Raw genomic sequence first — 15,613 nt, forward strand, 5'->3', positions numbered from 1 at the left:
CCAATCTGGTTGAAGTTAGTACGGACGCACTGCGTAGTATTCATCGCCTATAGACGGCGGAATAAGAATTCTCATTGATAAGTTAATCAGCAGAATCTCCGGCGCTAACTACACTAAGAGATGGAAAAGACTATCCATGTTCATAAATGGAATTGAGCAATGCTGAAACAATTATTAGAACAAGCAACTTCCAATAACGGTAAAGCGAGGCTGTACGCTTTCGAAAATACCGTAGAGTTGACCAATCTTATTCCACCAACCGTAAGCTATGAAAGCGGCGGTAATACTTTGATTGTGGGCCCAACAGCAATCATCGAAAGTGCGGCAGCGCAATTGTCGCAAATGAACAGCCTAACGCTGCTTTCTACCGATGGCGAAAAGGGCACAAATCCCGAGCTTTATTACGCCAATTCGGTTCAGGTTTCAGGGTTCTTAGGTACGTTTGAAGTTCTGATTGAAAATCATGGTTCGACCAACAATCTTGCCAAGGTCGCGATCAATAGCGATTGTTTCGATATCGTACTCGATCTTTGCCTTAACAGCTGCATGTCGGAAGAAGTCCCAGTACCGGGCTACTACCCAGTAGGTCGTGGCTATCCGAAACTGGCTGAAGCGTTGGAAGAGATTCCAACCTTAATGGGGACGTTCGATAAACCGAAATTCTTCCGTTTAGATACCGATTTATGTGCACACAGCTCTCGTGGCGTAAAAGGTTGCGAACGGTGTGTGGATGCTTGTCCGGCAGGGGCACTATCGAGTGAAGGCAGCGACAGAACGGGCCATCGCATCGAGATCAATCCATACCTATGTCAAGGCGTGGGTACTTGTGCTACAGCGTGTCCGACAGAAGCGATTCATTACGCACTGCCAAACCCTGAAGATACGCAAAAGTTTATTGAACGTACGCTCGCCAACTATGAGCAAGCGGGTGGTTTAGATCCTATCGTATTGATTTGTAGTTCTCGCCACGAGAGCTACAACGTGATGGCACTAAAAGCACTGCCAGATAATGTGATTCCAATTGTGGTGGAAGAACTGCCTTCGGTTGGTATTGATACTTGGTTCGCCGCGCTTGTGAATGGTGCTACTCAGGTGCTGTTTACGGCTTCACGTTTTATGCCTCAAACCATTATTCGTGTGCTTAATAGCGAAGTAGGTATTGCTCAAGAGCTGCTCGGTCAGCTTGGTATCGCCAAAGAAACCATCGACATTCTGTATCTAGAGTCACTACGTGAAGGTGCTCCGACACTTTGTACCGAGTCTTTTGATTTGGCATTAGGAGACTTGCAAGGCAACAAACGTCAGCGTCTATTTACGGCGTTGGATGCGTTGTCGTCTTCTCGTATTCCAGTCGAGAACATTGTTGAGCTGCCAGCAAACGCGCCTTACGGCAATGTTTCTTGTGAGAGCAAAGATTGTACGTTGTGTATGAGCTGTGTGGCAGTTTGTCCTACACGTGCACTTCATACCGATGGTCAATCTCCGTCGCTTAAATTCGTCGAGCAAGACTGCATTCAATGTGGGCTGTGCGAGAAAGCGTGTCCAGAGAAAGTGCTGACGCTTACGCCTCGTATGAACTGGGTGAAAAAAGAGCGCCAAAAAGCGGTTGTGATTCACGAAGAGAAAGCAGCGGAATGTATTCGCTGTCATAAGCCATTCGCACCTCAGTCTATGATCGACATGCTACAAAACAAGTTACGCGGTCACTCTTGTTTCTCTGATGAAGCGGCGATCAATCGTATCGCGATGTGTGAAGACTGCCGTGTGATCGACATGTTTGAGTCGATGGCAGAAGACCCAATGAAACAACTGAAATACTAGGAGCTCGCAGTGGACACACAACAAGAACAAACACTGAGAACAGACATTTATCTCGTTCTATCTGCACTTTTTCGTAGTGCGCCTAGTGATGAAATGCTGGCGTTCCTGAAATCGCTAGAAATTGAGCCGTCTGAGAGCGCGATGCAAAAAGCTTGGCTCGCACTGCAACAAGCCGCGAACGAAGCGCAGCGAGAAGCGTTAGAAGAAGAATATCAAGATCTGTTTATTGGCATTGGACGTGGTGAAGTTGTGCCATTCGGATCTTGGCATCGCACTGGCTCGATGATGGAAAAACCGTTAGCGGAAATTCGTCGCGATTTGGATCTTTTAGGCATCGAACGAGAAGAGAACGTGAAAGAGCCTGAAGACCATATTTCTGCACTGTGCGAAGTGATGGCAATGCTGACAGGTGAAGAGGAAGAACTTCAACAAGCGGTGTTTAACAAACACATCGCCCCTTGGTTCCAATCTTTTACGCGCCAACTAGAGAGCGCAGAAAGCGTGAACTTCTACAAGCCAGCTGCACAGCTTTGCGATGCGTTTTTAACGTTAGAGCAAGTGCGCTTTAGCGTGAACACCAAAAGCAGTAAGAACAAATTAAAAATTGATGTGAAAAACGTCACTGATTACGAGTAATCGAGCAGTACTTGGTCATATCGATAGAGAGGCATGAGTCTCCAAAGATCTACCGTAAGGTAAGGAAGCAATGATGAAAGATAATAAAGAAATAAACACAAGCCGTAGGGATCTCCTAAAAGGCTTCACAACCGCTGCCGTTGCCGGTGCTGTTGTTGCGGGAACCACGAAAGTGGCCGTTGCTTCAGAAACGGTTGAGCCTTCTGAAAACGACGTGAAGAAGAAAGGGTATCGTGAAACTCAACACATTCGCGATTACTACGACACACTTTAGGAGATAACGGATGAAACTTGTCAAACGCTCCGACAGTGTGAGCAAAGAAACGAACCAGCTTGGCGTATCTCGTCGTGCATTCATGAAAAACACTTCGCTTGCCGCTGGTGGCGCAGTGGTTGGTGCTAGTCTATTCGCACCGGGAATGATGAAAAAAGCGCAAGCAAAATCTGTCGATCCAGAAGCGAAAACAGAAATAAAACGTACTATCTGTTCTCACTGTTCAGTGGGTTGTGGTATTTACGCAGAAGTTCAAAATGGTGTTTGGACGGGTCAAGAGCCTGCATTTGACCACCCATTTAACGCCGGTGGTCACTGTGCAAAAGGCGCAGCACTGCGTGAACATGGCCACGGTGAGCGTCGTCTAAAATACCCAATGAAGCTTGAAAACGGTAAGTGGAAAAAGCTTTCTTGGGATCAAGCGATCGAAGAAATCGGTAACAAGGTGATGGACATCCGCAAAGAGTCTGGCCCTGATTCGGTTTACTTCTTGGGAAGCGCAAAGCACAGCAACGAACAAGCGTACTTGTTCCGCAAAATGGCATCACTTTGGGGTACGAACAACGTTGACCACCAAGCGCGTATTTGTCACTCAACAACCGTGGCGGGTGTAGCGAACACTTGGGGTTACGGTGCGATGACCAACTCTTTCAATGACATGCACAACTGTAAGTCGATGCTATTCATTGGTTCAAACCCAGCTGAAGCACACCCAGTAGCGATGCAGCACATTCTGATCGCAAAAGAGAAGAACAACTGTAAGATCGTCGTAGCGGATCCTCGCCGTACGCGTACTGCTGCGAAATCAGATCACTACGTTTCTCTTCGTCCAGGTTCTGACGTAGCATTTATTTGGGGTGTGTTGTGGCACATCTTCGAAAACCAATGGGAAGATAAAGAGTTCATCCGTCAACGTGTATTCGGTATGGATGAAATCCGTGCTGAAGTGGCGAAGTGGACGCCAGCAGAAGTAGAGCGCGTAACAGGCGTAAGCGAAGAAGACGTTTACCAAACAGCAAAACTGCTTTCTGAAAATCGCCCGGGCTGTATTGTTTGGTGTATGGGTGGTACTCAGCATACTACTGGTAACAACAACACACGCGCTTACTGTGTGCTTGAGCTAGCGCTTGGTAACATTGGTAAATCAGGCGGCGGTGCAAACATCTTCCGTGGTCACGATAACGTACAAGGCGCAACCGACCTTGGCGTACTTTCTGACACGCTACCTGGCTACTACGGCCTTTCTGAAGGCGCTTGGCGTCATTGGTCAAAAGTGTGGGAAATCGATTACGAATGGATCAAAGGTCGTTTCGATGACAACGCTTACAGCGGTCAGAAACCAATGCACAGTGCAGGTATTCCTGTATCTCGTTGGGTTGATGGTGTACTGGAAAGCAAAGACAACATTCGTCAGCGCGAAAACATCCGTGCAATGTTCTACTGGGGACACGCAGTGAACTCTCAAACACGTGGTGTTGAGATGAAAAAAGCGATGCAGAAGTTGGACATGATGGTGATTGTGGACCCTTACCCAACGGTTGCTGCGGTAATGAACGACCGTACCGACGGCGTTTACCTGCTTCCTGCAACAACACAGTTTGAAACACACGGCAGCGTTACCGCATCTAACCGTTCTCTACAATGGCGTGATCAGGTGATTGAACCTTTGTTTGAATCAAAACCAGACCACGAAATCATGTACCTGCTTTCGAAGAAACTGGGCTATTCCGATCTTCTGTTCAAAAACATCCGTGTTGAAAACAACCAGCCGGTGATTGAAGACCTAACGCGTGAATTCAACAAAGGCATGTGGACGATTGGTTACACAGGCCAAAGCCCAGAGCGTTTGAAAGCGCACCAACAAAACTGGCATACGTTCCACAAAACCACATTGGAAGCGGAAGGTGGCCCTGTCAACGGTGAAACCTACGGTCTACCTTGGCCATGCTGGGGCACACCAGAAATGAAACACCCAGGTACACACATTCTGTACGATACGTCTAAGACGGTTGCAGAAGGTGGCGGTAACTTCCGTACGCGCTTTGGTGTGGAATTCGAAGGCAAAAGCCTTCTTGCAGAAGACAGTTATTCGAAAGGCTGTGAGATCAAAGACGGTTACCCAGAGTTCACTGATAAGTTATTGAAACAACTTGGTTGGTGGGACGACCTAACTGCTGAAGAGAAAGTGGCAGCAGAGGGTAAAAACTGGAAGACTGACCTTTCTGGCGGTATTCAGCGTGTCGCGATCAAGCACGGTTGTATTCCATTTGGTAACGCGAAAGCGCGTGCGATTGTTTGGACGTTCCCAGACCGTGTGCCACTGCATCGTGAACCACTTTACACACCACGTCGTGACCTTGTAACGGATTACCCAACTTGGGAAGACAAAGATGCAATCTTCCGTGTTCCTACGTTGTATAAATCCATTCAAGAGCAAGACAAATCGGGCGAGTACCCAATCGTTCTGACTTCTGGCCGTCTGGTTGAATACGAAGGTGGTGGTGAAGAGACGCGTTCAAACCCTTGGCTTGCCGAGCTTCAACAAGAAATGTTTGTTGAAGTGAACCCGAAAGACGCGAACGATCTTGGCTTTAGAGATGGTGATGATGTTTGGGTTGAAGGTGCAGAGAAAGGACGAATCAAGGTGAAAGCGATGGTAACACGTCGTGTGAAACCTGGTTTGGCGTTCATTCCGTTCCACTTTGGCGGTAAGTTCGAAGGTGAAGACCTACGTCCTAAATACCCAGAAGGTACACAGCCTTACGTTGTTGGCGAATCGGCTAACACGGCAACCACTTACGGTTACGACCCGGTTACCTTGATGCAGGAAACCAAAGTAACTCTATGTAACATTCGTAAAGCGTAAGGAGTCTGACAATGGCACGAATGAAATTTCTATGTGACACCAAGCGCTGTATAGAGTGTAACGGCTGTGTTACTGCATGTAAGAACGAAAACGACGATGCGCTTGAATGGGGCATTCAACGTCGTCGCGTGGTAACACTAAACGACGGTGAAGCTGGTGAAAACTCTATCTCTGTTGCTTGTATGCACTGTACCGATGCACCTTGTATGGCAGTTTGTCCAGCAGACTGTTTCGAACATACCGAAGACGGCATCGTTCTTCACAATAAAGATCTGTGTATCGGTTGTGGTTACTGTTTGTTTGCTTGTCCGTTTGGCGCACCTCAATTTCCTAAACAAGAAGCGTTTGGTGAACGTGGCAAAATGGATAAATGTACTTTCTGCGCGGGCGGCCCAGAAACAGAGCCTGGCTCTGAGGAAGAACGTCAAAAATACGGTGCGAACCGTATCGCAGAAGGCAAGTTACCGATGTGTGCATCGCTTTGTTCAACTAAAGCGCTGCTTGCGGGTGACGCAGAGAAAGTCTCTGACATTTTCCGTCAACGTGTGGTAGAACGCGGCGCGAAAAACGCAGGTTGGACAGACGGAAACGATCTTTCTTACGATGCGACGAAAAGCTAAGTAAGGAGAGGCACATGTTAAACACGCTTAAACGTGCATCTCTAGCAATGCTGTCAATGATGACGGCATTGCTGCTGACTTTCGCAATGCCTGCTTCAGCAGAGGAACAATCTTCTAAAGTTATTCAACAGGAGATCACGCAACTCGCCGGGGCAGACTATTGGCGCGAAGTCAGAGAGGGGCAAGAAGGCTACACCACGTCTCAATCGCCAGAACATGGCGTATTGATCAGTAAACCTGGTGAGACTTGGTACATTCTAAAAGAGAAATGGATGTCTCCAGCGGGTGCTGTCGCGATTTTCGGCAGTATTGCAATGGTAATCATGGCTTACGTATTCGTTGGTCCTTTGATGCTTAGCAAGCCGCGTACTGGTAAAAAAATGAAGCGTTGGTCTCGTTTAGACCGCGCGCTTCACTGGAGTATGGCGTTTACATTCTTAACGCTGGCATTCAGTGGTTTGATGCTGGTTTACGGTAAGCACTTCTTAAAACCGTACGTTCCTACTGAGTTCTGGGGCTTTATCGTCATGTTGGCGAAGCAGTACCACAATTACATGGGACCATTGTTCTTCATTTTACTGATGCTCGTGCTCTTTAAATGGTGGCGCAAGTCGATTCCAAACATGACAGATGTTCGTTGGTTTATGAAAATGGGCGGCATGGTTGGTAAACACAAAGGCACACATCCGTCAGCTGGTTTCTCAAACGGTGGTGAGAAGGCAATCTATTGGTTGTTAATCTTCTTTGGTGCTATCGCGGCAGTGAGTGGCTTAGTTCTGGACTTTCCTATCTTTGGCCAAACTCGCCGTGACATGGAGCTTTCTAACTTAGTTCATGCGATTTCGGCGCTGATTCTAATCTGTGGCTTTATCTTCCACATCTATATTGGTCTATTCGGTATGGAAGGTGCGCTAGAAGGCATGGTGACAGGTGAAGTTGATGAAACATGGGCGAAAGAGCATCACGATCTTTGGTATGAGGAAGTGAAGTCCAAAGAAGCGATGGGTGAAACAGATACGGCACAAACGGAAGTAAAAGGAGCGAAAGCGAATGAACAAACCTCATAACGGGATTTGGGTTGCGTACATCCTGAGCTGTCTGACCCCGTTTACGTTTCTGATCTCAGGCGTTATCGCAATTATCTATGCGGGTTACCGATTAGATAAGGGAGAAGACAGCGACGTAGTGATTTCTCATTACTACGGTTTAATTCGCACCTTCTTTCTCTACCTGACGTTTTTTGTTGTGTTGATCGTCACCGTCGCGACTTCTAATGGTGTACTCGCTGGCGTGAGTGATTATTGGTTGCATAGTACTTTGCTTGAAACCATCGCTTACTTTATTCCTTGGGTAGGGATGGTGTTTGCTGCATTAGCCATCTTGGTGTGGTTTATGCGAATGTTTCAAGGGATGCAGCAACTGCTCAATAACCAACCACACAGACCATCGACAGGTCCAAACCTTTAATCAGTATTCTTTAAGCAAAACCGCCGTAATAGGCGGTTTTTTTGTTGCTGTTTTGTCTCAAATATGAAGCGTTGAGTCGCAGGGGTGATACTTGATGCAACTTATTGACTGAATTTACGTAACTGGGCAGAAAATCATAGTTAAGTAAGAAACATGTAAAAAAATCGCGTCACGATGAGACATTAGTCTCACTCACGCTATTGTTCATTTACTCAGGATTCATCGTCCCGTTAAAGTACGCTGCGCTCAGAAGTTCAAAGAGTTGCATACGTGAAAATTGCCATCAATACATTCAGTCTACGCATACAGAGGAATCTCTATCGGAGGATGTTTGATTAAGGCATCTTGCTCTCACAAATAAAAAGAGCGAAACGAGCATTAAATGATGCGGCAAGGTAAGAAAAGGACAAACACGTTACGGCTATGATCCCTCAATTCGTCATTCCTATCACGAATCGCTTTGGTGAAAGTTATCACTTCTCTGGTCAGTTACTTACTAACGGCGAACCTAAAACATTCGTGACCGAACAAGAGGCAATAGAGTTTCTTGAGAGCTTTGGTGAGCTTGACCTTCGCTCTGTCGAGGACTTGTTCTATGCGATTGGTCAATTCAAGCCAAACATACCTGACGGTGAGCTTACTTCCCAACACTATAATTCAACGTTTGCCAATGCTTTGGTGAACGGTGACTTGCATGTCGCTCGAATTGTACCTACCGGCGAAAACTACGCACTCTCGTCGGCGGTTACGCCTCCACCGACTCAAAATACCGTCAATGCAAAACCATCGAAGGGAAAGGGGAAGTCGAATAAAAAGAGTGGCAGAAGTGCCGCATCCGCCAAGCCTCAGCAACAAAGCAGCGAAAAACATGAGAAAGCCGGTGATCCTGTATCACTTGTGACGGGTGAAGAAATTCTCGAACTCTATGATATCGAGCTACAACAAGGTACTACTTGGCAGCGTACTTACCGCTCTTCGCAGTCGGATGTAAATCATGGAATGGGCTTTGGTTGGCGACATGCATTTCAGTTTGAATTACGCGAAAAGACGAACGAGAAAGACAATGTTATCGCTTGGGAGTTTGTTGACGATAAGGCAGATATCACAGAATTTGAGCCAGTAGATATTGGAGCGACAAGTTACCAGATATACGCTGGTGCGAGCTGTTATTTCCTAAATTCAGCAACTCGGATCGTGACGCTCGCTAGTGGGCATCAATATAGGTTTGAGCAAAAAGATGATCGTTGGCTTGTTAAACAAGTTAGAAATGGCACGTTTTCAACGTTTCAATTGCAGTATTCTCGAAACCATCGATTGATCGAGATCGCATATAACAAGCGTCCGGTTCTTGAATGTCAATATGATAAGCAAGGACGCCTTGTAGAACTGCTTAATGCAAAGTCCCAAAAAGTTCTGACAACTTATACCTATGATGAGCACGATGATTTGGTCAGTGCAACTAATCATTTGGGCTTGAAGGAACAGTATCAATACCGCGGCCATTTAATTGTTAAGCGTGTACGACCAACTGGCTTTACTCATTATTTTGAATGGGATGGCGAAGGTGCTAACGCGAAATGCATCAGGAACGTTGGGGACGCAGGAATTTATGACTATCGCTTCCATTATCAAGGAAATCACTCTTCTTATTCTGACTCGTTAGATCATCAATGGTCTTTCTTGCATGACGAGCAGGGTAACCTACTTGAGAAAATAAGCCCCACAGGTAGAACTTGGCGATGGCAATATGATGAATTAGGACGAAAAGCACAAGCTATCTATCCTGATCAGTCAACGGTCAATTATCAATATAATCAGCATGGTCAATTAGTTTCTAAGTTTCATTCCTCTGGCAAAGAAATTCAATATGGTTATGACGGCTTAGGTAAGTTAGTTAAAACGGTTTCACCTGACGGGGATATCGAGAAGGCTTACTACAATAGCCTCGGTCAAAGAGTTTGGGATACCGATCAGTTCGGCTGTGTCACGGAATATGATTACGATAAACACGGTCAAGTCGTCAAAAAAGAGTCTGAAGATGGTAAGAAAAGTCAGTGGTGGTGGGATGAACAACAAAGACTTATCGCGAATGAAATAGACGGTACATTACTTCGTTATAGCTACAATGAAGAAGATTTAGTGAATGGCGTTGCTTATCCCGATGGGTGTATTGCTCAACTCGCTTATGATCAATTTGGCAGGCGTACATCAGTTCGTTATTTTAACGACGAAGACAAAGTCGGTTATAGCGAAGAATATTCTTACGATGAGCGCAGCCGTGTTGCTCAGATTCGAACGCCAGCAGGCATTACCTCGTATCAATGGGGAGCACTCGCGCAACAAGAAGCAGTCATCTTTCCCGATGGCAGCCATATTTCTTACGAATACGATCAACAACGTAACCTGACTAAATTAGTTCGGAGTGACGGCTTAGAGTTCGAATTCCTGTATGACGATGAAGGCCAGCTGTCAGGAACTGTCGGGTTTGATAATCTACAAAGCCAATTTGATTATGATCATATGGGACGGATCCATCGTAAGCAAGTCGCCGATAGGACCGTGCTGTACCGCTATGACGCTGCGGGTTATCTCAAGCACGTCAAAGCAGGAAATGCTAGCAGTATTGTAGAGCACCACTTTAATTATACGCTTGGTGGGCGACTTACGTTCGCCTCCAATCGCCATCAAACATTGCAATACCAATACTCTTCATTCGGGCATTTAACAAAGCGCATTCAAGGTCAGTTTGAGATAGCGCAGGAGTTTAACAGAGTTGGCCAACGCGTATCTCAGGTACTGCCAGATAATACGGAGCTGAACTTCTCTTATGATCGATATGGGCGTTTTTCAGCGATTCGGTTTGGAAACCTAGATTTACCTCAAATCAAATTTCATTACGATGAAATGGGACGAGTTTCCCAAATTGAAACGGCATATTTTAATGAGCGCATCATTTATGATGGTGTTGGTCGTTTGGTCGAACAACATTGGCCTGATAGAGAGAAAAAGTACGTTTACAATGCGCAAAACCGTATTTCATCAATCATTGATAATACGGCAGGAGCAACACACTATCAGTACGATGCCTTAGGGCAACTGAAACGAGTCAATGCTTCCGGAGAAGTGACTAAATTTGAATACGATAGTTTTGGCAATCCTACTTTGCCAACTTCAGAGGTATTCGCTGATCGTATTGAAGTACACGATGATGTACGGTTCAAATATGACGCGCAAGGAAACCAGACAAAACGTGAGGGGCAAGGACACGTTCAGACTCGCGTATTTGATGCGTTAAATCAGCTCATTGAAGTTCACACCGACGATGGTATCAGTCAATATGAATATGATGCATTAGGGCGCAGAACGAAAAAAATTACACAAAAAGGCGTTAAGGAGTTCCTGTGGGAAGGTGAACGTTTAATTGGTGAACGCTCTTCAGGTGCTTTCCGCTGGTACCTATATCAACCAGAAACCTACACGCCAGTGGCACTGCTAGAAAATGACGTTATTTATTGGTACCAGTGCGATCAAGTTGGTAAACCAGAGCGACTGATCGATTGCGAGGGGAATGTTGTATGGAGTGCCAGCTACGATGCTCATGGCTTTGCTCATGTACATATTGAAAAAGTAGTAAATCCACTGCGTTTTCAAGGGCAGTACTTCGATCAAGAAACCGACTTACACTACAACCTCGCTCGGTATTACGATCCTAAGCTAGGACGCTTTATCCAACAAGATCCGATATCTATTGCTGGTGGTATTAATCATTACCAATATGCAGTCAACCCAATTCAATGGATTGACCCAACAGGTTTCCTATGTGAAGAAGGGCTAAAACGCTTGGGTCAAATGTTGGCAGAGTATCAGGCGCAAAGCGATGTCCCCCAAGAGGTTTGCGATCAGATTTTAGAAGCAGCAAAAGAGTCATCCGTCGGAGAAGATGGCGTTCGCTCGCAAGTCAAAATCCGAAAACCCAAAGGTAAAAATCATATTCGATATGAATACGATTTAGACCATATTGATTGCGAAAGAAACGAGATTACTTTTTATCGTCATATTAACTATTCAGATGGTAGTAAACGAAAAATTCAGCATGTTGTTGGCCTTGAAGAATTTGTTAATTCCAGAGCTTTTCATGAAGTTAAAAAATATAATTTCCAAGTAAATGATGGGGAAAACTATATATTCTTTAACAAATCTCATAAAGACTCTTTACCTAAACCAAAGGGGAAGGGGCCAAATGGGGGGCGTTTAGAGTCTCATCATGGGTTGCAGCGGGCTTGGGCAAAAGAAAACTTATCTTCATATGGTTATGATGAAGAACTAGCCCCAAGCATCACAATCGAAACTGGAAAAACGAAATTTGGTTCATGTCACCCCCATACAATAATTAGTAATGAACAACGGGCTAGAAAAAATGCTAGAGTCAATAGTGGGGAAAGCAAATGGGGCTCTAACTTGCAAGAGGAGCTTCAGTTCATTATAGCTGATTTGGAAGTTGCAGGTTTTGACAAACAAACAATAAGTAAAGTTCTTGAACAGCAGTATAAAATGCTAAATACACTAAAAATACCATACGAAAGGTTGAATTATTAGAGGCTATATAGTTGGATATCATAGAAAATTTAGCGCTCAACTTTAGGCTTGATGCGCACGAGAATGCTGCAAGCGAAGATGAAATTAATGATTTGAAAAATTTTAGCAGTATTACTGTACCGGAAGAGTATCTTTGTATCGTTAGAAAAATGACGGAAGTAGAGATTTTAGTGCGTGGAGAAAAGTATATAAGGATATGGAGCCCGTCGGGTTGTATTGAGATGAATGAAGCTTATGAAATCCAAGATTGCATTCCTAACTCTTTGGCTATTGGGGATAATGAAGAAGGCGCAGCTTTGATATTAATGCAAGGAAAAAAAGGGCCAGGACTTTATTTAAGTGATTTTAGTGATCTAGATCTCGACGATGCTAAATATATATCTGCTTCATTGGAGGATTTCCTAACAAAAGGGGTTGGGATGGAAGAGATATAGTTACCAAATTCTAATGTTGACGTAACAACATTCACAAAAGGAACTCGTAAGACGCAGCAGTTGCTCTGAGTTGACTGAATAGTGGTAGCTTCTCTCCCTAAAACTAAACCAGTTTTAATGATTGGCATATGGTACGACAAAGGTAACCGTTTATCTGTTGAAACTGGTTGGCTTCCTCCTTACCTCGTCGAGGGGCGTTGGCTAGAAGAAGTAAAAGCAGGGAAGATCACTCGATAAACTCCTTTAGTTAGCCATTCAGTATAAAAGCCACCTCTCATGAGGTGGCTTTTATGTTTATGGTGGGGAGTTTGCTGCTTGTTGAGCTATATGGTGCGCATTATGTTGGTGCAGTAAAACCACATTGGTGCATTTATTAGCGTGTTAAGCACCATTTCAAGAATGCATAATTTTATTAAAGTTCATACAAAACAATAAATTAAAGTGTAAGTGTTAGAAATGTAAATTATGGAATGAGAATTGCTCTGTTAGACGCTCTATAAACTAAGTTCACCAAATTGGTGATGAGCCTAACTTTGATGCACAGGATAAGTGCGCTACAGATCAACGGAGACAATCATAATGAGTGTAACTGCCAATCAGGTACACGGCGCTGTACAAACTCTCACGCAAAGTTCCGACACACTTTTCTTACTACTTGGCGCAATCATGGTCTTTTTGATGCATGCTGGTTTTGCTTTTCTTGAAGTAGGAACCGTGCGCCAAAAGAACCAAGTTAATGCTTTAGTTAAAATCTTGGCCGATTTCGGTATTTCCGCCATTGCGTATTTTTTCATTGGATACTGGGTCGCTTATGGCGGCACCTTCTTTGCTGATGCAGAGACATTATCTCAAGGCAATGGTTACGAGTTGGTGAAGTTCTTTTTCTTGCTGACCTTCGCTGCAGCGATTCCTGCTATTGTTTCTGGTGGTATCGCAGAGCGAGCTCGTTTTTATCCGATTCTTATCGCAACATTTTTCACTGTCGGCATCGTATACCCGTTATTTGAGGGAATGATCTGGAACGGAAACTTTGGTGTTCAAGCTTGGTTTGAAAATACCTTTGGTTATGGCTTCCACGATTTTGCAGGTTCAGTCGTTGTACATGGTGTTGGCGGCTGGATAGCGCTGGTTGCCGTTGTGTTTTTGGGCATGAGAAAAGGCAGAGTTCGAGCAGGAAAGCATACCAACTTTGCACCTTCGAATATTCCGTTTTTGGCTTTGGGAGCTTGGATCTTATGTGTGGGGTGGTTTGGCTTCAACGTCATGTCAGCTCAAACTGTGTCAGGCATAAGTGGCTTGGTGGCTATGAACTCATTGATGGCAATGGTCGGGGGCATTGTCGCGTCACTGTTGGCTGGTAAGAATGACCCTGGCTTTATTCATAACGGCCCACTAGCTGGCTTGGTTGCTGTATGTGCGGGCTCAGACTTAATGCATCCTATCGGTGCTTTAGTAACAGGTGCGATTGCTGGCGTGCTATTTGTTTATCTTTTTACCCACCTACAAAACAAAACCAAGATTGATGATGTGCTAGGTGTCTGGCCTTTACACGGTGTATGTGGCGCTTGGGGTGGTATTGCTGCGGGGATCTTTGGCCAAATCTCGTTGGGTGGGCTAGGGGGCGTGAGCATTATCGTTCAGCTTCTAGGAACGCTTTTGGGCATTTCCATCGCTGTGCTTGGGGCACTTGCAGTCTACGGCGCGATTAATACCAGTATGGGACTAAGGCTTTCAGAAGAAGACGAATTCAATGGCGCTGACCTAGCCATTCATAAAATATCTTCGACCAACGAGGATTGAGACCAATATGGGAGCGGCATAAAGCCGCTCTTTTAGCAATTGCCTTTCTTGGCTTGGCCAGGAGGACAGAAATTACCATTACCTCGATGGTCATCATCATTGGTGCTGACTCTTACCTTTACATCATCGACTTCGCCTTCAACATTGGTAAGTTGACAGCCTGCCAAAGTCATAAGCAATATAAACGCTAGAGATACTTGTCTCATTGCTGTTCCTCTTAAATTGTAATTCTAATAGTGACCATTACGACTATGGTCTAATCCATATTACTACTGTTGCTATTCTTTCAGTGTTAAGCTAATGAAAAAACAGCAAGGATGAGTTATGAATTTCCCTTATAGAAATATTGTAGTACTTACTGGTGCAGGTATCTCGGCCGAATCTGGTATTCAAACATTTCGTGCGCAAGATGGCCTATGGGAGAATCACCGTATCGAAGATGTAGCAACGCCTGAAGGGTTTGCTCGCGATCCGGACCTTGTTCAAGATTTTTACAACCAACGCCGCAAGAAACTTCAAGATAATGCGATAAAGCCTAATGCAGCGCATGAAGCATTGGGTCGTTTAGAGGCTGAGTTAGAAGGTAAAGTGACGGTCATCACTCAAAATATAGACAACCTTCACGAAAGAGGCGGCAGTCAGAATGTGATTCACATGCATGGTGAGTTGCTCAAGGCCCGCTGTAGTGAATCTAACCAAGTAGTAGAGCACAATGAGGACATTAAGACCGGCGAGCTTTGTCACTGTTGTCAGATCCCTTCACAAATGCGACCACATATTGTTTGGTTTGGTGAAATGCCACTGCGAATGGGTGATATCTACGCGTCATTAGAAGAAGCAGATTTGTTTATTTCTATTGGGACTTCTGGCGTTGTGTATCCCGCAGCAGGTTTTGTTCATGATGCAAAAATGCACGGCGCACATACCATTGAAATTAACCTAGAACCTAGTGCGGTAGAAAGTGAATTTGAGGAAAAACGCTACGGAAAAGCAAGCGTTGAGGTTCCAAAATTAGTTGACGAGATACTGGCTCTAGAAGGAAAAGAAAGAGCGTAATAACTTCAACAGGAAGAGTTTTTGTCTTGTCATTAAGAACAAA

Annotated in this window: 12 protein-coding genes; 11 read left to right on the forward strand and 1 reads right to left on the reverse strand. The window is 44.9% G+C overall.

All coding sequences use genetic code 11. The annotated features are described in order from the left end of the window. Positions 1 to 159 precede the first annotated feature (159 nt). The 10 genes from R7R78_RS02010 (at position 160) to R7R78_RS02055 (ending at position 14,514) form a co-directional block, all read left to right on the forward strand. Entirely contained in the window at positions 160 to 1,821 is a 1,662-nt protein-coding gene (locus tag R7R78_RS02010; RefSeq protein WP_054576889.1) for a 4Fe-4S dicluster domain-containing protein, read from the forward strand. Between the two features lie 9 nt (positions 1,822 to 1,830). Then, entirely contained in the window at positions 1,831 to 2,457 is a 627-nt protein-coding gene (locus R7R78_RS02015) for a molecular chaperone (protein WP_017820684.1), read from the forward strand. A gap of 73 nt (positions 2,458 to 2,530) precedes the next feature. Beyond that, a complete protein-coding gene (locus R7R78_RS02020) occupies positions 2,531 to 2,731 on the forward strand; it encodes a twin-arginine translocation signal domain-containing protein (protein ID WP_005377542.1) in 201 nt (66 codons plus the stop codon). A 10-nt stretch (positions 2,732 to 2,741) separates the two neighbouring features. Then, positions 2,742 to 5,597 (forward strand): formate dehydrogenase subunit alpha, encoded by a 2,856-nt coding sequence (locus R7R78_RS02025; RefSeq protein ID WP_213968824.1) that lies wholly within the window; start codon positions 2,742 to 2,744, stop codon positions 5,595 to 5,597. 11 nt (positions 5,598 to 5,608) lie between these two features. After that, positions 5,609 to 6,217, forward strand: a complete 609-nt coding sequence (fdh3B, locus tag R7R78_RS02030; RefSeq protein WP_005377536.1) for a formate dehydrogenase FDH3 subunit beta — start codon at positions 5,609 to 5,611, stop codon at positions 6,215 to 6,217. 14 nt (positions 6,218 to 6,231) lie between these two features. After that, a complete protein-coding gene (locus tag R7R78_RS02035) occupies positions 6,232 to 7,284 on the forward strand; it encodes a formate dehydrogenase subunit gamma (protein ID WP_005377534.1) in 1,053 nt (350 codons plus the stop codon). Next, entirely contained in the window at positions 7,268 to 7,684 is a 417-nt protein-coding gene (locus R7R78_RS02040; protein ID WP_225472921.1) for a hypothetical protein, read from the forward strand. The genes R7R78_RS02035 and R7R78_RS02040 overlap by 17 nt, the downstream gene beginning before the upstream one ends. A gap of 423 nt (positions 7,685 to 8,107) precedes the next feature. Further along, positions 8,108 to 12,280, forward strand: coding sequence for an RHS repeat-associated core domain-containing protein (locus tag R7R78_RS02045; RefSeq protein ID WP_225472922.1), 4,173 nt, complete (start codon positions 8,108 to 8,110; stop codon positions 12,278 to 12,280). A gap of 11 nt (positions 12,281 to 12,291) precedes the next feature. Further along, entirely contained in the window at positions 12,292 to 12,714 is a 423-nt protein-coding gene (locus R7R78_RS02050) for an SMI1/KNR4 family protein (RefSeq protein ID WP_225472923.1), read from the forward strand. Between the two features lie 579 nt (positions 12,715 to 13,293). Next, complete coding sequence (locus R7R78_RS02055; protein WP_225472924.1) at positions 13,294 to 14,514, forward strand: ammonium transporter; 1,221 nt, start codon at positions 13,294 to 13,296, stop codon at positions 14,512 to 14,514. A 32-nt stretch (positions 14,515 to 14,546) separates the two neighbouring features. Here R7R78_RS02055 and R7R78_RS02060 read toward each other — a convergent pair whose 3' ends face one another. After that, complete coding sequence (locus R7R78_RS02060; protein WP_165401620.1) at positions 14,547 to 14,720, reverse strand: hypothetical protein; 174 nt, start codon at positions 14,718 to 14,720, stop codon at positions 14,547 to 14,549. Positions 14,721 to 14,838: 118 nt separating this feature from the next. Between R7R78_RS02060 and cobB the strand changes: the two genes are divergently transcribed. Continuing rightward, complete coding sequence (gene cobB / locus R7R78_RS02065; protein WP_005377522.1) at positions 14,839 to 15,570, forward strand: Sir2 family NAD+-dependent deacetylase; 732 nt, start codon at positions 14,839 to 14,841, stop codon at positions 15,568 to 15,570. Positions 15,571 to 15,613: the final 43 nt, after the last annotated feature.

The sequence above is a fragment of the Vibrio sp. 2134-1 genome (genome assembly GCF_033339495.1).